The 16,539-nt window shown below is 66.1% G+C and carries 20 protein-coding genes; 14 read left to right on the top strand and 6 right to left on the bottom strand.

Going from position 1 to position 16,539, the window contains the following annotated elements:
* The first annotated feature begins 2 nt into the window (after window positions 1–2).
* The 9 genes from rpsH (at window position 3) to K8P63_RS19390 (ending at window position 6,214) form a co-directional block, all read left to right on the top strand.
* On the top strand, window positions 3–398 hold the full coding sequence (gene rpsH, locus K8P63_RS19430; protein WP_223797624.1) for a 30S ribosomal protein S8: 396 nt from the start codon (window positions 3–5) through the stop codon (window positions 396–398).
* Window positions 398–931, top strand: coding sequence for a 50S ribosomal protein L6 (rplF, locus tag K8P63_RS19425; RefSeq protein WP_223797623.1), 534 nt, complete (start codon window positions 398–400; stop codon window positions 929–931). The genes rpsH and rplF overlap by 1 nt, the downstream gene beginning before the upstream one ends.
* Window positions 931–1,287, top strand: coding sequence for a 50S ribosomal protein L18 (rplR, locus tag K8P63_RS19420; RefSeq protein ID WP_223797622.1), 357 nt, complete (start codon window positions 931–933; stop codon window positions 1,285–1,287). The genes rplF and rplR overlap by 1 nt, the downstream gene beginning before the upstream one ends.
* Entirely contained in the window at window positions 1,288–2,016 is a 729-nt protein-coding gene (gene rpsE / locus K8P63_RS19415; protein WP_223797621.1) for a 30S ribosomal protein S5, read from the top strand.
* 4 nt (window positions 2,017–2,020) lie between these two features.
* On the top strand, window positions 2,021–2,197 hold the full coding sequence (gene rpmD, locus K8P63_RS19410) for a 50S ribosomal protein L30 (RefSeq protein WP_223797620.1): 177 nt from the start codon (window positions 2,021–2,023) through the stop codon (window positions 2,195–2,197).
* A gap of 131 nt (window positions 2,198–2,328) precedes the next feature.
* A complete protein-coding gene (locus K8P63_RS19405; RefSeq protein WP_223797619.1) occupies window positions 2,329–3,435 on the top strand; it encodes an acyltransferase family protein in 1,107 nt (368 codons plus the stop codon).
* 46 nt (window positions 3,436–3,481) lie between these two features.
* Window positions 3,482–4,012 carry a 50S ribosomal protein L15 gene (rplO, locus tag K8P63_RS19400; protein ID WP_223797618.1) on the top strand — a complete coding sequence of 177 codons (531 nt, stop codon included), beginning with the start codon at window positions 3,482–3,484 and terminating at the stop codon, window positions 4,010–4,012.
* 172 nt (window positions 4,013–4,184) lie between these two features.
* Window positions 4,185–5,546, top strand: a complete 1,362-nt coding sequence (secY, locus tag K8P63_RS19395; protein ID WP_223797617.1) for a preprotein translocase subunit SecY — start codon at window positions 4,185–4,187, stop codon at window positions 5,544–5,546.
* A 2-nt stretch (window positions 5,547–5,548) separates the two neighbouring features.
* Window positions 5,549–6,214, top strand: coding sequence for an adenylate kinase (locus tag K8P63_RS19390; RefSeq protein WP_263282735.1), 666 nt, complete (start codon window positions 5,549–5,551; stop codon window positions 6,212–6,214).
* Window positions 6,215–6,303: 89 nt separating this feature from the next.
* On the opposite strand, the gene K8P63_RS19385 is transcribed toward K8P63_RS19390, so the two are convergent.
* Window positions 6,304–6,825: a hypothetical protein gene (locus tag K8P63_RS19385; protein WP_223797615.1), complete on the bottom strand. Its 522-nt coding sequence runs from the start codon at window positions 6,823–6,825 to the stop codon at window positions 6,304–6,306.
* Between the two features lie 360 nt (window positions 6,826–7,185).
* Complete coding sequence (locus K8P63_RS19380; RefSeq protein ID WP_223797614.1) at window positions 7,186–8,238, bottom strand: NAD(P)-dependent alcohol dehydrogenase; 1,053 nt, start codon at window positions 8,236–8,238, stop codon at window positions 7,186–7,188.
* Between the two features lie 285 nt (window positions 8,239–8,523).
* Here K8P63_RS19380 and rpsM point away from each other — a divergent pair, with 285 nt between their 5' ends.
* From rpsM to rplQ, 4 genes are all read left to right on the top strand, one after another.
* A complete protein-coding gene (gene rpsM / locus K8P63_RS19375) occupies window positions 8,524–8,892 on the top strand; it encodes a 30S ribosomal protein S13 (protein WP_223797613.1) in 369 nt (122 codons plus the stop codon).
* A gap of 101 nt (window positions 8,893–8,993) precedes the next feature.
* Window positions 8,994–9,383: a 30S ribosomal protein S11 gene (gene rpsK, locus K8P63_RS19370; RefSeq protein WP_223797612.1), complete on the top strand. Its 390-nt coding sequence runs from the start codon at window positions 8,994–8,996 to the stop codon at window positions 9,381–9,383.
* A 94-nt stretch (window positions 9,384–9,477) separates the two neighbouring features.
* Complete coding sequence (locus K8P63_RS19365; RefSeq protein WP_223797611.1) at window positions 9,478–10,545, top strand: DNA-directed RNA polymerase subunit alpha; 1,068 nt, start codon at window positions 9,478–9,480, stop codon at window positions 10,543–10,545.
* Between the two features lie 269 nt (window positions 10,546–10,814).
* Window positions 10,815–11,231 (top strand): 50S ribosomal protein L17, encoded by a 417-nt coding sequence (gene rplQ, locus K8P63_RS19360; protein WP_223797610.1) that lies wholly within the window; start codon window positions 10,815–10,817, stop codon window positions 11,229–11,231.
* A 68-nt stretch (window positions 11,232–11,299) separates the two neighbouring features.
* Here the strand turns inward: rplQ and K8P63_RS20900 are convergent, their stop codons facing one another.
* Window positions 11,300–12,376 carry a methyl-accepting chemotaxis protein gene (locus K8P63_RS20900; protein WP_317629328.1) on the bottom strand — a complete coding sequence of 359 codons (1,077 nt, stop codon included), beginning with the start codon at window positions 12,374–12,376 and terminating at the stop codon, window positions 11,300–11,302.
* A gap of 101 nt (window positions 12,377–12,477) precedes the next feature.
* On the opposite strand from K8P63_RS20900, the gene guaA reads away from it, so the two are divergent.
* Window positions 12,478–14,037 (top strand): glutamine-hydrolyzing GMP synthase, encoded by a 1,560-nt coding sequence (guaA, locus tag K8P63_RS19350; protein ID WP_223797609.1) that lies wholly within the window; start codon window positions 12,478–12,480, stop codon window positions 14,035–14,037.
* Window positions 14,038–14,151: 114 nt separating this feature from the next.
* Here the strand turns inward: guaA and K8P63_RS19345 are convergent, their stop codons facing one another.
* The 3 genes from K8P63_RS19345 to K8P63_RS19335 form a co-directional block, all read right to left on the bottom strand.
* On the bottom strand, window positions 14,152–14,328 hold the full coding sequence (locus K8P63_RS19345) for a type II toxin-antitoxin system prevent-host-death family antitoxin (protein WP_223797608.1): 177 nt from the start codon (window positions 14,326–14,328) through the stop codon (window positions 14,152–14,154).
* A 72-nt stretch (window positions 14,329–14,400) separates the two neighbouring features.
* Entirely contained in the window at window positions 14,401–15,243 is an 843-nt protein-coding gene (gene fghA / locus K8P63_RS19340) for an S-formylglutathione hydrolase (RefSeq protein ID WP_317629376.1), read from the bottom strand.
* Entirely contained in the window at window positions 15,240–16,352 is a 1,113-nt protein-coding gene (locus tag K8P63_RS19335; protein WP_223797606.1) for an S-(hydroxymethyl)glutathione dehydrogenase/class III alcohol dehydrogenase, read from the bottom strand. The genes fghA and K8P63_RS19335 overlap by 4 nt, the downstream gene beginning before the upstream one ends.
* Window positions 16,353–16,539: the final 187 nt, after the last annotated feature.

Here is a 16,539-nt window from a genome sequence, read left to right as displayed (position 1 = left end):
ATATGGCGATCAACGATCCCCTGGGCGATCTGCTCACCCGCATCCGCAACGGTCAGCGCGCCCGCAAGGACAGCGTGCTGAGCCCGGCGTCGAAGCTGCGCGCCCGCGTGCTCGACGTGCTGCAGCGCGAGGGTTACATCCGTGGCTATTCCGAGGAGCAGCTCGGCGAGCATCCTGGCCTGCGCATCGAGCTGAAGTATTTCGAGGGTCAGCCCGCGATCCAGCACGTCGCACGCGTCTCGAAGCCGGGCCGCCGCGTCTATTCGGGCTCCAAGGAGCTGCCGCGCGTCCGCAACGGCCTCGGCATGACCATCGTCTCGACGCCGCGTGGCGTGCTTTCGGATGCCGAAGCACGCGACCAGAATGTCGGCGGCGAAGTGCTCGCGGAGGTGTTCTGATGAGCCGCATCGGTAAAAGGCCGGTTCCCGTTCCGACGGGCGTGACCGCGAACATCGACGGCCGCGTGCTGTCGGTGAAGGGCCCGAAGGGCACGCTCACGCTCGATCTCGCGGACGAGGTGACCTACGCCGTCGAGGAAGGCGCGATCAGCGTCCAGCCGGCGAACGACACCCGCCGCGCCCGTGCCTTCTGGGGCATGCAGCGTACGTTGGTGCAGAACCTGATCGTCGGCGTGACGGAGGGCTTCACCCGCCAGCTCCTGATCACCGGCGTCGGCTATCGCGCCAACGTCCAGGGCAAGAACCTGAAGCTGCAGCTCGGCTACAGCCATGATGTCGACTTCGCGATCCCCGAGGGGATCACGATCGCGACGCCGGACCAGACCACGGTCAACATTTCCGGCATCGACAAGCAGCAGGTCGGCCAGGTGGCCGCGGAGATCCGTCGCTGGCGCAAGCCGGAGCCTTACAAGGGCAAGGGCATCAAGTATGCCGGCGAGTTCATCTTCCGCAAGGAAGGGAAGAAGAAGTAATGACCAAGGGTCTCTCCCTGTTCGAGAAGCGTCGCCGCCGCGTGCGGACCGCGCTCAAGTCGAAGGGCGGTCTCCGCCCGCGTCTTTCCGTCCATCGTTCGGGCCGGCACATCTATGTGCAGGTGATCGACGATGCGGCCGGTCGCACGGTCGCCTCGGCATCGACGCTCGAGAAGGACGTCCGCAGCCAGTCGGGCGCGAACATCGATGCGGCGACCTCGGTCGGCCAGCGGATCGCCGAGCGCGCTTCGGCGGCCGGCGTCACTTCGGTGGTGTTCGATCGTGGCGGCTTTCTGTTCCACGGGCGCGTGAAGGCGCTCGCCGAAGCCGCCCGCGCCGGCGGATTGGAGTTCTAAATGGCTGACGAAGTTCAGAACGAAACGCCGGGTTCGGAGCAGGCGACTGCGGCCGCCGGTGGCGAAGGCGCACAGCCGCAGCGCGAGGCCCGTGGCCCGCGCGGTGGTCGTGGCCGGGGCGGCAACGACAATCGCGGCCGCGGTGGGCGTGACGGCAATCGCCGCCGCGACGACCGCAATCGCGACGAGGGCGGCGAGGAACTGGTCGAGAAGCTGGTTCACATCAACCGCGTCTCGAAGACGGTGAAGGGCGGCAAGCGCTTCGGCTTTGCGGCACTCGTCGTCGTCGGCGATGCGTCGGGCCGGGTCGGTTTCGGCCACGGTAAGGCGCGCGAGGTGCCGGAGGCGATCTCGAAGGCGACCGCCGCTGCCAAGAAGGCGATGATCCGCGTGCCGCTGCGCGACGGTCGTACGCTGCATCATGACGGCGTCGGCCACTTCGGCGCGGGCCGGGTCTATCTCCGTGCGGCTCCGGCCGGCACGGGAATCATCGCGGGTGGCCCGATGCGCGCCATCTTCGAGAGCCTGGGCGTGCACGACGTGGTGACCAAGTCGGTCGGCACCAACAATCCCTACAACATGATCCGTGCGACCTTCGAGGCGCTCGGCGAGCAGACGAGCCCGCGCTCGGTCGCGCAGCGCCGTGGCAAGAAGATCGCCGATCTGCTGCGTCGTGGCGGAGCCTCGGTCGAGGTTGCCGATGCCGACGCCGCGATGGTGACGGAGTAATCTGATGGCGACCATCAAGGTGACCCAGACCGGATCGCCGATCCGTCGTACCGCCGACCAGCGGGCGACCCTGATCGGGCTCGGCCTGAACAAGATGCACAAGACGCGCGAGCTCGAGGATAGCCCCGAGGTCCGCGGCATGATCCGCAAGGTTCAGCACATGGTGAAGGTCGACGGCTAAGCCGTACGCGACCTGATCGAAACAGAGGGGGCCGTCCGCAATCGCGGGCGGCCCCTTTTTCGCATCTGCACCATCGCCGCTGGACGTTGGCCCGCGCGGCAGCCTAAACGGTCAGGCTCAGGGGGTGTGGCATGATCTACAACATCCAGGCGCTGCGTGCGCTGGCCGCCTTTCTGGTTCTCTTCGTCCACGCCGATTCGCTCATTGCGCCGCTTGGATTGCACGCCTCCGATGTGCGGTTCGGCCATGTCGGGGTCGACCTGTTCTTCGTGATCAGCGGCTTCGTGATGGTGCATACCTGCCTGCGGCGCCCCACCACGCCGGGTGGGTTCCTGCTCAACCGCGTCATCCGGGTGGTGCCGATCTACTGGATCCTCACCTTCTGCATCTTCGGCGTCGCGCTGGTGGCGCCGTCGCTGGTGCAGGCGACGCGCGCCGCCCCGTTCGATCTCGTCAGGTCGCTGCTGTTCATCCCGTTCCGCAAGGTCAACGGCCTCGTCCAGCCGGTGCTGTTCGTCGGCTGGACGCTCAATTACGAGATGTTCTTTTACCTGCTGTTCGCGGCCGCCTTGTGGCTGACGCGCGGTGCGTTGCCGCGCACCGTTGCGGCGGCGAGTGGCGCGCTGCTGGCGATCGTGCTGGCGGGCGCGACGGTGCGGCCGACCGACCTGTTCGCGGCGTTCTACAGCGACGGTATCGTGCTGGAATTCGGCTTTGGCATGGTGATCGCGCTGCTTGCGTCGCGCGAGTGGCTGCCGGGGCGCGTGGGCGGGGCATTGATAGCCGCGCTCGGCACGATGCTGCTGCTCGGCAATCCGTTCATGGTGACGATGGAGCCGCGCTGGCTGTTTGCCGGCCTGCCGGCGTCAGCCGTGTTGATCGGCGCGCTGGCGCTCGAGCGTTCGGGGTTGCGCGCGAAGCAGCCGCTGCTGCAGCTGCTGGGTGCGGCGAGCTATGCGCTCTATCTGACCCACCCGTTCGTGCTGCGCGGCATCGCCAAGCTGGCCGGCGGGCATGGCGGCCCTTTGCTTGCGGCAGTGCTGATCCCGGTCGCGTTCCTGATCGCGCATCTCGTCGCGGTCGCGCTCCATTGGTGGCTGGAGCTGCCTCTCGGCCGGCGGCTGCGTGCGCTTACGGGGCATCGCCCGTCGGTCGTCACGCGCGAAGAGGCGCGGGCCGGCGTGGTGCCCGCGCGAAACGCGCAGGAATCGGGTGACAAAGCGCACGTAACTCCGTAAGGGCCCCGCTTTCCCCGCGCGACCATAGCGAAAGCGAGTGCATCAGATGAAGCTCAACGAAATCCTCGACAATCCCGGCGCCCGCAAGAGCCGCATGCGCGTCGGACGCGGCATCGGCTCGGGCAAGGGCAAGACCGCCGGCCGTGGCCAGAAGGGCCAGAAGAGCCGTGAGGGTGTCTCGATCAACGGGTTCGAGGGCGGCCAGATGCCGCTCCACATGCGTATTCCGAAGCGTGGCTTCAACAACATCTTCGCCAAGGATTATGCCGAAGTGAACCTCGGCCAGCTGCAGAAGCTGGTCGATGCGGGCACGCTCGCGACTGACGGCACGATCGACCATGCCGCGCTGAAGGCGGCGGGCGTTGCGCGCGGTGGCAAGGACGGCGTCCGTCTGCTCGCCAAGGGCACCTTCTCGGCCAAGCTCGCCTTCCGCGTCGCCGGCGTGTCGAAGTCGGCGCGCGAGGCGGTCGAGGCCGCCGGCGGTTCGGTCGAGGTGATCGAAGTCGTCCCCGCGCAGGAGAAGGCCGCCGCCAAGAAGGGCAGCACGCTGGCCGCCAAGAAGGCTGCGCGCGCCTAAATCATAGCCGTCGTGCCGGGCTTGTCCCGGCATCCACCCCGCCGCTCGCGCCGCGCCTGCGGCAGGGTGGACCCCGGAACAAGTCCGGGGTGACGGATGGCATCAGGTCACTATATGAGGCGGCGGGCGCATATGCGTTTCGTCGCCTTTTCTTCGGGGTAGATACAGACAGATGGCATCCGCAGCCGAACAGATGGCGGCTAACGCAAGCCTGTCGCAGTTCACCAAGGCGACCGATCTCAAGAAGCGCCTGTGGTTCACCCTCGGCGCGCTGATCGTGTTCCGCCTGCTGTCCTACGTACCGCTGCCGGGCATCGACCCGCGCGTGCTGGCGTCGCTCTTCGACACGACGAAGGGCGGGGTGATGGATTTCTTCAACACCTTCACCGGCGGCGCGCTCACCCGCATGTCGATCGTCGCGTTGGGCGTGATGCCGTACATCACCGCGTCGATCGTGGTGCAGCTCTCCACCTCGCTGTCGCCGGCGCTCGCCGCGATCAAGAAGGAAGGCGAGAGCGGACGCAAGAAGCTCAACCAATATACCCGCTACGGCACGGTCGGGCTGACCGCGGTCCAGGCCTATTTCATCGCGGTCGGGCTCGAGGCGTGGGGTTCCAGCGCCGGCGCGCAGGCGGTGGTGGTCGATCCCTTGCTGTTCCGCGCGACGACGGTCATCACGCTCGTCGGCGGCACGATGTTCCTGATGTGGCTGGGTGAGCAGATCACCAGCCGCGGCATCGGCAACGGCGTCAGCCTCATCATCATGTCGGGCATCGTCGCCAGCCTGCCGACCACGATCGCCGGCGCGCTGGAAAGCGCGCGCACCGGCGCCACCTCGCCGCTGATGGTGATCGGCGGCTTCATCCTGGTGATCGGGCTGATCCTGTTCATCTGCTTCATGGAGCGCGCGCAGCGCCGGGTGCTGATCCAGTATCCCAAGCGCCAGACCCAGCGCGGCATGATGCAGGCCGACAAGAGCCACCTGCCGCTCAAGATCAACACCGCCAACGTGATCCCGCCGATCTTCGCCTCGTCGCTGCTGGCGCTGCCGCTGACGATCACGCAGTTCGCCGGCAAGCATATCAGCGGCGAGAGCCGGTTCGGCGATTTCGTCATCACGCTGAACCAGTGGATCGGCCAGGATACCGCGCTCTATTTCGTGCTGTATGCCGCGGGTATCATCTTCTTCTCGTTCTTCTACACGGCGGTCGTGTTCAATCCCGAGGAGACGGCCGACAATCTGAAGCGCTACGGCGGCTTCATCCCCGGCATCCGTCCCGGCAAGAATACCGAGACCTATCTCGATTATGTGCTGACGCGCATCACCGTGCTCGGCGCGGCCTACCTGACCTTGATCTGCGTGGTGCCGGAGATCTTCATTCCGCGGCACCTTGTCGGCTTCGGCGGCACCAGCCTGCTGATCGTCGTCAACGTGACGATCGATACCGTCACGCAGATCCAGAGCCATCTGCTCGCCCACCAATATGGCGACCTGATCAAGAAGGCGAAGCTCAAGGGGGGTATGCGTCGGTGAAGATCCTGATCCTGCTGGGCCCGCCGGGGGCGGGAAAGGGCACGCAGGCGCAATTGTTGATGAGCCGCTACGGGCTGGTGCAATTGTCCACGGGCGACATGCTGCGCGCGGCGGTGAAGGTCGGCAGCGAGATCGGGCGCAAGGCCGACGCGATCATGAAGGCCGGCCAGCTCGTCCCCGACGAGGTCGTGACCCAACTGATCGCCAACCGCCTCGATTTCGAGGCGCACGCGCCGGGCTTCATCTTCGACGGCTATCCGCGCACCCAGGCGCAGGCCGAATCGCTCGACGCGCTGCTCGCCGAGCGCGGGCTCAAGCTCCAGCACGTGATCGAGCTGGCGGTGGACGAGGATGCGCTGGTCGAGCGCATCTCGGGCCGCTTCACCTGCGCCAAGTGCAATGAAGGCTATCACGACGTCTTCAAACTGCCGAAGGTGGCGGGCGTCTGCGACGTCTGCCACTCGACCGAATTCCGCCGCCGTCCCGACGACAATGAAGAGACGGTGCGCGCCCGGCTAGCCGAATATCGCGCCAAGACCGCGCCGATCCTGCCTTATTACGAGGCGAAGGGGCTGGTCGCGCGCGTGGACGGCATGGCGGACATCAATACCGTCGCCGCCGCGATCGAGGCGGTGCTGGCGGACAGTCCGGCTGCCAGGATGGTTTGAGGCCGTGGATTTGCAGTCCTGAATTAAACGATTGGATCATAGCCTGTTCTGCGCGAGCAACGACCCAGCTTCGCTATCTGCGCGCAGTTTTAATTGGACGTGCTGCCTGATCTCTCGGCCGGGGCAAAAGTTAAGTTGGAAAACTTGAACTGGCCGGTCGAGCAAAATGCTGCCACTTTTCCTGATGAAAAAGCTGTGAAGTCTGCTTGAAAGCTACGGCTACCGACGAGGAGTGATACCTTACCGGTGTCGGATAAGCTAAGAATGAATGAGATCGGGCCGTCGGTCCCGACTTGTCCAAGCGTATTCCGTTTGGCTTCGTCTCCCCGCCTTGTGTTCAGTACGATATCAAACTGCTTGGCGTGAGATGAAGCAGCTACGAGCTGAAGCCCGAAGCTTGTTTTGCCATCGGCGCTAGCAATTCGGGCGCCTGCTACTGGTAAGTTGTTCCCGGCTCGCAGCTCCACCGCTTCTATCGTGCCACTAACGGCCATCGTGCCGCTCGCCTCTTCGGAAACCGAAGAATAATGGTCGGATGGCACATCGCAGTCGAAACTCAGCGGAGCAGCGCCCGCAAACGCCGGTTGCGCGAGCGCGATGAGGATCAGCATCTTCGAACATGTCGAGCTTCCGAAATTCCGCATTCTATTCCCCTCGATGCGACCAAAGTGTCGGCGGTTGGCACGATCGACGCAAGAGCGGTGCCGCTGAGATCGAAGCGGTGCTGCCGGATCCGGTAGCTGCCGAAGGCTGAAGCCGGTCGACGATTCCTGCCCGACGATCGGTGGCGCAGGAATCAGCCGCCATCCTCCGACGTCATCCCGGACCTGATCCGGGATCCAGCTTCTTGTTTCTTTGTCGGCGTAGAAAAGCGTCACCCCGGATCAGGTCCGGGGTGACGGAGAATTATAATGCCGTTCTGGGACAAAAGCCGGTCAGGGCGGCTCGCCCGAGCGAGCCGCCCTCGTCCCTTAGCCCAACGTCGCGGTGTCGATGACGAAGCGATACTTCACGTCGCCCTTCAGCATGCGATCATAGGCCGTATCGATCTCGTCCATGCGGATCATCTCGATGTCGGCGACGATGCCCTTCTCGGCGCAGAAATCGAGCATCTCCTGCGTCTCGGCGATGCCGCCGATCAGCGAGCCGGCGATCGCCTTGCGCCCGAACACCAGCGGGAACACCGCTGGCGACGGGTGCGGATGCTCGGGGACGCCGACGAGGGTCAGCGTGCCGTCGCGCTTCAGCAGCGCCGTGAACGGATCGAGATTGTGGCTGGCCGCGACCGTGTTGAGGATGAAGTCGAAGCTACCGGCATGCGCCGCCATCTCGTCCTCGTTGCGCGAATTGACGACCTCGTCGGCGCCGAGCTCGAGCGCTGCCTGCTTCTTGCTCTCCGACGTCGTGAAGGCCACGACGTGCGCGCCCAGCGCATGCGCGATCTTCACGCCCATGTGGCCAAGCCCGCCGATGCCGACGATGCCGACCTTCTTGCCGGGGCCGGCGCCCCAATGCTTGAGCGGCGAGTAGGTGGTGATGCCCGCGCACAGCAACGGCGCGACCGCGGCGAGATCCTTCTCGTCATGGCCGATCTTCAGCACGAACTTGTCGGAGACGACGATCCGCTGCGAATAGCCGCCGAGCGTATGGCCGGGCGCGTCGGGGGTCGGGCCGTTATAGGTGCCGACGAAGCCGCCGCCGGTGCAATATTGCTCCAGCCCCTCGCCGCACGACGGGCAATGCTGGCAGCTGTCGACCATGCAGCCGACGCCGACGATCTCGCCGACGGCGAACGCCGCGACATGATCGCCCACCGCCGACACGCGGCCGACGATTTCGTGGCCGGGGACGCAGGGAAACTGGGTGCCGTCCCATTCGGACCGCGCCGTGTGCAGGTCGGAATGGCAGACGCCACAGAAGAGGATGTCGATCTGGACGTCGTGCGGGCCGGCCGCGCGGCGCTCGATGTCGATCGGGCCGAGCGGGGTCGTCGCCGATTGGGCGGCAAAGGCTTTGGTGGTCATGGGATCCCCTTTGGAGCAAGGCGCCTACGTCGGGCATGGCGCTGGGCGCAGTGTCGAGGTAGGTCGCGACCGTGACGATTCAACGGGTGCGCGTGGCGGGAACCCGCCGTTACGTCGCGCTTTACGCGCGCTTGACAGCGTCCGACTCACTCTCTAGCTAGCGCTCCTCCCACGAACCCGGTTTCCGGCGGCGCTTGCGCGTGCGCTGCATTTCCGTTCGGCTGGGATGAAGCGTCGAGATGGACTGGTGGCCAGCCAATCCGTGGAGCAGGAGATTAAAAGACCATGGCACGTATCGCGGGGGTCAACATCCCTGACAACAAGCGCGTCGAGATCGCGCTGACCTACATCCACGGCATTGGCCCGGCCAAGGCCAAGCAGATCACCGCCAAGCTGGGCATCGAGCCTGCGCGCCGCGTCAACACGCTGAGCGATCAGGAAGTGCTCCAGATCCGCGAGACGATCGACGCCGGCTATCAGGTCGAAGGCGACCTGCGCCGCCAGGTGGCGATGAACATCAAGCGCCTCATGGATCTCGCCTGCTATCGCGGGCTGCGTCACCGCAAGGGCCTGCCGGTCCGCGGCCAGCGCACGCATACCAATGCGCGCACCCGCAAGGGCAAGGCCAAGCCGATCGCCGGCAAGAAGAAGTAAGCCAGGCGGCGTCGTCCCGGGGGACGATGCCACGGCTTACTCCGCCCGAACGCGCAGGCGAGCGGGCGTAGCGCAACAGATTAGGTCAGGAAGATTTCGAAATGGCACGCGAACCCCAGCGCATCAAGCGCCGCGAGAGGAAGAACATCACTGCCGGCGTGGCCCACGTCAACGCCAGCTTCAACAACACCATGATCACGATCACCGACGCGCAGGGCAATGCGATCTCGTGGTCGTCGGCCGGCATGATGGGCTTCAAGGGCTCGCGCAAGTCGACGCCTTACGCCGCCCAGGTTGCCGCCGAGGATGCCGGCAAGAAGGCAGCCGAGCACGGCGTGCGCACGCTCGAGGTCGAGGTCAAGGGCCCCGGTTCGGGCCGCGAGTCGGCGCTGCGCGCGCTGCAGGCAGTCGGGTTCCACATCACGTCGATCCGCGACGTGACGGCGATCCCGCACAATGGCGTTCGTCCCTCCAAGCGCCGTCGCGTCTGATCCTGCTTATCTGGGGGGCCTCGTCCAGCCCTTTGTCCGATCTTGTTTCCAGCCGCAGCGGACGCGCCGCGGCTCCAGCCCCGAGGGGACCATGATGGCGATCAATGCCAAGAACTGGCAGGAACTTAAGAAGCCTGTCGCGCTCGAGAAGAAATCGGGCGGCGACGGCAAGCGGCGCGCGACCTTCGTCGCCGAGCCGCTGGAGCGGGGCTTCGGCCTGACGCTCGGCAACGCGCTGCGTCGCGTGCTGCTCTCCTCGCTGCAGGGTGCGGCGGTGACGTCGATCCGCATCGAGAACGTGCTGCACGAATTCTCGAGCCTCGCCGGCGTGCGCGAGGACGTGACCGACATCGTCCTGAACGTGAAGCAGATCGCGCTGCGCATGCAGGGCGAGGGTGCGAAGCGCCTCCAGCTCGCCGCGACCGGCCCGGCCGAGGTGACCGCGGGCGACATCGCCACCACCGGCGACATCGAGGTGATGAACCCCGAGCTCGTGATCTGCCACCTGGACGAGGGCGCGACGCTCAACATGGAGCTGACCGCGCAGGCCGGTAAGGGCTATGTCCCCGCCGCCTCCAACCGGCCGATCGACGCGCCGATCGGCCTCGTGCCGGTCGATGCGCTCTACTCGCCGGTCCGCCAGGTCGCGTACAAGGTCGAGAATACCCGCGTCGGGCAGGAGCTCGATTACGACAAGCTCACGATCACGGTCGAGACCGACGGCACGCTGACGCCCGAGGACGCGCTCGCTTATTCGGCGCGCATCCTGCAGGATCAGCTCCAGCTGTTCGTCCACTTCGACGATGGCATGGCGGTCGCCGCTCCCTCGCAGAGCGTGGCGATGGCCCCGATCGGCGGCGGCGTGACCGAACCGGAAGTCGGCTCGAACCAGCTCAACCGCTTCCTGCTCAAGAAGGTTGACGAGCTCGAACTGTCGGTGCGTTCGGCCAACTGCCTGAAGAACGACAACATCATCTATATCGGCGATCTGGTTCAGAAGACTGAGGCCGAGATGCTGCGCACCCCGAATTTCGGACGCAAGTCGCTGAACGAGATCAAGGAAGTGCTGTCCTCGATGGGGCTGCGGCTGGGCATGGAAATCCCCGGCTGGCCGCCCGAGAATATCGAGGAAATGGCCAAGAAGCTCGAACAGGAGTTCTGATGCGGGGCGTGCCAAGCGCACGCACCGCGTCATCCTGACGCAAGTCAGGATCTCCCACGGCGGCGAACAACCTCGACGCGGTGTCGCTGCCATAGGAGGCCCCGCTTCTTGACGGGGCATCGATTACGGGCTGGGCGGACGAACAGGTCCGCCCGACCCTCAACTTCCTCAACTTCGGTTGGGGCTCGGGTTTCGGGCGGTGGCCCTCATTCACCGCCTGGCCGGCGCTACCTGATCCGGGTGCCGGACGAACGTGAAGGACAAGACCCATGCGTCATCGTGTCGGCGGCCGTAAGCTGCAGCGTACCTCCAGCCACCGTACTGCCCTGTTCCGCAACCAGTCGGCCGCGCTCATCAAGCACGAGCAGATCATCACCACCCTCGCCAAGGCGAAGGAACTCCGCCCCTACGTCGAGAAGCTGGTGACGCTCGCCAAGAAGGGCGGTCTGTCGAACCGTCGTCTCGCTTATTCGCGCCTGATGGACGAAGCACAGCTCGTGAAGCTGTTCGACGTGCTGGCAGCGCGCTACGCGGATCGCAACGGCGGCTACACCCGCATCATCAAGGCCGGCATCCGCGGGTCGGATGCGGCGTCGATGGCGGTGATCGAGTTCGTCGACCGCGACGAATCGGCCAAGGGCCAGGATTCGGGCCCGGTGTTCGACGACGAGGCCGAAGCCGCCTGATCGACCAGACATAATCGGTCATCGAAGCGCCGCTCTGGTTCGTCCGGGGCGGCGTTTTCGTGTGCGGATCAGGCGAGCTTGCGCTCGGGGCGGTCACTTTCGCGCCGCGCAGGCGGCAGGATGGCGGCGGCGATCTCCGCCTCGCTCGCCATTTTCTGCTCGATCAGGCAGCGCAGGCCGAGCACGTCGAAATCGCCGATCGCCCGCGCGGCGGCGAAGGCCACGACGGCATCGGCGCGCGTCTCGGTGCCGCTATGCGTGCCGGGCGGCAGCGCGACGGGCGTGCCGAACGGGGTCGAGCCGGACGTGCCGATGACGCGATTGTCGGCATCGACGATGCTGATGACGGTCTCGCGCCGTTCGTCGCTGGCGTCGCGCGGCGGGTGCAGCACCTCGCGCATCAGCAGTTCCCAGTCGAATTCGAGGTACAGCACGCCAAGCGGCGGTGCGTCGGGCCGGCTGCGGATCGCCTTCACGAACACCAAAACGGCATGATTGTCGGACCAGGGATTGAGCCACACCTCGTCGGTGAACCATGCGTCGCCGCTTTGGCTCTGCATCGCGCGGTTGAACTGCGGTGCCGTGCGGAAATCGTGCATCGCGACGCTGGCATTGGGATTGGTCGAAGTGAGCATCCGCCCGCTGGCGGCGACGATGAACGCGCAGAGATATTCGCCAGAGGTGCGATGCAGCAGGCGAAGCCGGGCGTTAGCCAGCGCCACCGATTGGCTGCCCGGCTCCTCGAGCGCCGCGACCACGGCGGGGTCGGATGCGAGCATGACGAGGTGGCTCGCCCGCGCGTGGAGCGCACGGCCGATCTCGCGCGCGATCGTCTCGGCCAGCTTCACCAGCCGGTCCCCTTCGATCTCGCTCAGCATCTCGTCGGCGAAGCCTGCGCCGAGCGCCAGCCGGTCGAGCACGCCGACGCGGAACGCCTCGGCCGAGCCGCGCGCCTGGTTGGCGAGCGCCTTCACCTCCTGTGCCACGATCGAAAAGCCGCGGCCCGCTTCGCCCGAGCGCGCCGCCTCGATCGTCGCGTTGAGCGCGAGCAGGTTGGTGCGCCCCGCAATGCGTTCGCTCTCCGCGACGAAATGCTGCACGTCCTCGCGCAGGATCGACAGCAATGTGCGGATTCGACGCGGCATGTTTACCTCCTGCGGATCGATCGATTGTTAACGACAGAAGGTTAACGGGTCGTTTCCCATGACCGCTGGACAGGCGCGCGACGCCTCCTTAACTGCCTGCCATGACCGCTACCCCGACCGACTGCATCCTGATCGTCGATTTCGGCAGCCAGGTGACCCAGCTGATCGCCCGCCGCGTGCGCGAGGCAGGCGTCTATTGCGAGATCGCGCCGTTCCAGTCCGCCGAGGCGGCATTCGATCGGCTGGCACCCAGCGGGTTGATCTTCTCGGGCGGCCCCGCCTCGATCATGGACGACGGCAGCCCGCGCGCGCCGCAGCGTTTCCTCGAGGCCGGCCTGCCGATCATGGCGATCTGCTACGGCCAGCAGACGCTCGCGCATCAGCTCGGCGGCATCGTCGCGCCGTCGACCAGCCGCGAGTTCGGCCGTGCCTTCATCGATGTCGTCGCCGATTCGGCGTTGTTCGACGGGCTGTGGAAGATCGGCGACACGCATCAGGTGTGGATGAGCCACGGCGACCGGGTCGAGGCGCTGCCCGACGGGTTCAGCATCGTCGCCCGATCGGAAGGCGCGCCGTTCGCGATCGCCACCGACGAGGCGCGCCGCTTCTATTCGATGATGTTCCACCCGGAGGTGGTCCACACCCCCGATGGCGGCAAATTGATCGCCAATTTTGTCCGCCACGTGTGCGGGCTCGGCGGCGACTGGACGATGGGGGCGTTTCGCGCCGCCAAGATCAACGAGATCCGCGCACAGGTCGGCACCGGCAAGGTGATTTGCGGTCTGTCCGGCGGGGTCGATTCGTCGGTCGCGGCGGTGCTGATCCACGAGGCGATCGGCGACCAGCTCACCTGCGTCTATGTCGACCACGGGCTGATGCGCGCCGGCGAGAGCGAGCAGGTCGTCTCGCTGTTCCGCAACCATTACAATATCCCGCTCGTCCATGTGAACGCCGAGGCGCTGTTCCTGGGCGGCCTCGCCGGGGTCACCGACCCCGAGGCCAAGCGCAAGTTCATCGGCAAGACCTTCATCGAGGTGTTCGAAGAAGAGGCCAGGAAGATCGGCGGCGCCGATTTCCTCGCGCAGGGCACGCTCTATCCCGACGTGATCGAGAGCGTCTCGTTCACCGGCGGCCCGTCGGTGACGATCAAGAGCCACCACAATGTCGGTGGCCTGCCCGAGCGGATGAACATGAAGCTCGTCGAGCCGCTGCGCGAGCTGTTCAAGGACGAGGTCCGCGTGCTCGGTCGCGAACTGGGGCTGACCGAGGCGTTCGTCGGCCGCCATCCCTTTCCGGGGCCGGGCCTCGCCATCCGCATCCCCGGCGAGGTCACCAAGGAGCGCTGCGACATCCTCCGCAAGGCCGACGCGATCTATCTCGAGGAGATCCGCAATGCCGGGCTCTACGACGCGATCTGGCAGGCGTTCGCGGTACTGCTGCCGGTGCGCACCGTCGGCGTGATGGGCGACCACCGTACCTACGATTCGGTGTGCGGCCTGCGCGCGGTGACCTCGGTCGACGGCATGACCGCTGACGTCTACCCGTTCGACGGCGCCTTCCTCGCGCGCGTCGCGACCCGCATCGTCAACGAAGTCGCTGGCATCAACCGCGTCGTCTACGATTATACGAGCAAGCCGCCCGGCACGATCGAGTGGGAGTGAGGCGGAGAGGCGGGCATTCGGGGGATGCTCGCTGCTGCGTCAGTCGGCGCCGCGACGGCATTACGAGTGCGGAGTTGGCGTCACCGAGCCGCTGACCGAATGCATCGGTGGACATCAGTAACGCTCACTGTCTCGCATCATCCGCACCAGATCGGCGGCGCCTTGAGGGCGGAACTGCATGGTCGCGGTCAGCGATCGGAGTCGTGTAATATCGATCGGTCCGCTGGCCACGGCCCGATCGGCCAGTTCATTCAGACGTGCTTTGGCGTTCGCTTGATCGACCGTGTCCACGCCGCGCTCCTGCCCATGTAGAACGCGACGTAAAAGCATCGCGTCGAATGATTCCACACGAACTGCTGGCGCTCACCCCAGTCGCGCGGCGTGCCAGTGCAGATGGTCGGCCAGGAAGGTCGAGATGAAGAAATAGCTGTGATCGTAGCCGGGCTGGCGGCGAAGCGTGAGGTCGATGCCGGCATCGCGGCAGGCGATTTCGAGCAGTTCGGGCCGGAGCTGCTCGGCGAAGAACGGGTCGGCGTCGCCCTGATCGACGAGCAGGCCGGGCAGACGCGCGCCATCCTCGATCAGCGTCACCGCATCGTGCGCGCGCCAGCAAGTGGCGTCGACGCCGAGATAGCCGGTCAGCGCCTTGCGCCCCCACGGCACCTGGCTCGGTGCGACGATCGGCGCGAAGGCGGAGACCGCCTTGTAGCGATCGGGATGGCGCAGGCCGATGGTGAGCGCGCCATGTCCGCCCATCGAATGGCCCATGATCGACTGGCGCGCCATATCGGCGGGGAAATGCGCGGCGACCAGCGCCGGCAGCTCCTCCGTGACGTAGGACCACATGCGATATTGCGCGGCGTAGGGTGCCTGCGTCGCGTCGACGTAGAAGCCGGCGCCGAGGCCGAAATCATAACCGCCGGCGGGATCGTCGGGCACGTCGGGGCCGCGTGGGCTGGTGTCGGGCGCGACGAGGATCAGCCCCAGTTCGGCGCAGGCGCGGCGATATTCGCCTTTCTCCATCACGTTGGCGTGGGTGCAGGTGAGGCCCGACAGATACCACACCACCGGCAGCCGCGTGTCCTCGGCATGCGACGGCACGTAGACCGCGAAGGTCATGTCGGTGCCGGTCGCGGTCGAGCCGTGGCGATAGACGCCCTGCACGCCGTCGAATGCGCGTGCGGTGGAGAGCGTCTCCACGATCAGTAGACCACGACCGAGCGGATGCTTTCGCCGGCATGCATCAGGTCGAAGCCCTTGTTGATCTCGTCGAGGCTGAGGACGTGGGTGATCATCGGATCGATCGCGATCTTGCCGTCCATGTACCAGTCGACGATCTTGGGTACGTCGGTGCGGCCCTTGGCGCCGCCGAAGGCGGTGCCGCGCCAGTTGCGCCCGGTGACGAGCTGGAACGGCCGCGTACTGATCTCCTTGCCCGCCTCGGCGACGCCGATGACGATCGAGGTGCCCCAGCCGCGATGGCATGCCTCCAGCGCGGTGCGCATCACCTCGGTATTGCCGGTGCAGTCGAACGTATAGTCGGCACCGCCGTCGGTCAGCGCCAGCACCTCGGCGACGATCGCGGCGCGATCCTTGCCGCGCGCGTCGATGAAGTCGGTCATGCCGAACTGGCGGCCCCACGCCTCGCGGTCGGGATTGAGGTCGACGCCGACGATCCGGTTGGCACCAGCCAGTCGCGCGCCCTGCAGCACGTTCAGCCCGATGCCGCCGAGGCCGAACACCACGACATTGTCGCCGACCTGCACTTTGGCGGTGTTGACCACCGCGCCGACGCCGGTGGTGACGCCGCAGCCGATATAGCAGCTCGTCTTGAACGGCGCGTCGTCGCGGATCTTCGCCACCGCGATCTCGGGCAGCACGGTGAAGTTCGCGAAGGTCGAACAGCCCATATAATGGAAGATCGGCTGGCCCTTGTAGCTGAAGCGCGTCGTGCCGTCGGGCATCAGCCCCTTGCCCTGCGTCGCGCGGATCGCGGTGCACAGGTTGGTCTTGCCGCTGAGGCACGATTTACACTGGCGGCATTCGGGCGTGTAGAGCGGGATGACATGGTCGCCCGGCGCGACGCTGGTCACGCCCGCGCCGACCTCGCGCACGATGCCCGCGCCTTCATGGCCGAGGATCGAGGGGAAGATGCCCTCGCTGTCCAGCCCGTCGAGCGTATAGGCGTCGGTGTGGCAGATGCCGGTCGCCATGATCTCGACCAGCACCTCGCCAGCCCTGGGGCCGTCGAGATCGAGCTCGACGATCTCCAGCGGGCGCTTGGCTTCGAAGGCGACGGCGGCACGGGTCTTCACGGCTTTCTCCTCGAACGCGGCGACGCGTGCCCCGCTCCTGTCGCCACAAGCGCGGCAGATCAATCCCTGGCGGCCATGCCCGATCTGATCCGATTCGGGTGGCTTTCACGGGCAATGTTAACGGGGGTACATCAAAAACCGGCGCATTCCACTGGCCGGTGAATGTCCGGTCGCGATCGCTGCAGGG

The sequence above is a fragment of the Sphingomonas nostoxanthinifaciens genome, from assembly GCF_019930585.1.
Lineage (GTDB): Bacteria > Pseudomonadota > Alphaproteobacteria > Sphingomonadales > Sphingomonadaceae > Sphingomonas_I > Sphingomonas_I nostoxanthinifaciens.
This window is presented reverse-complemented; position numbering and strand designations above follow the sequence as displayed.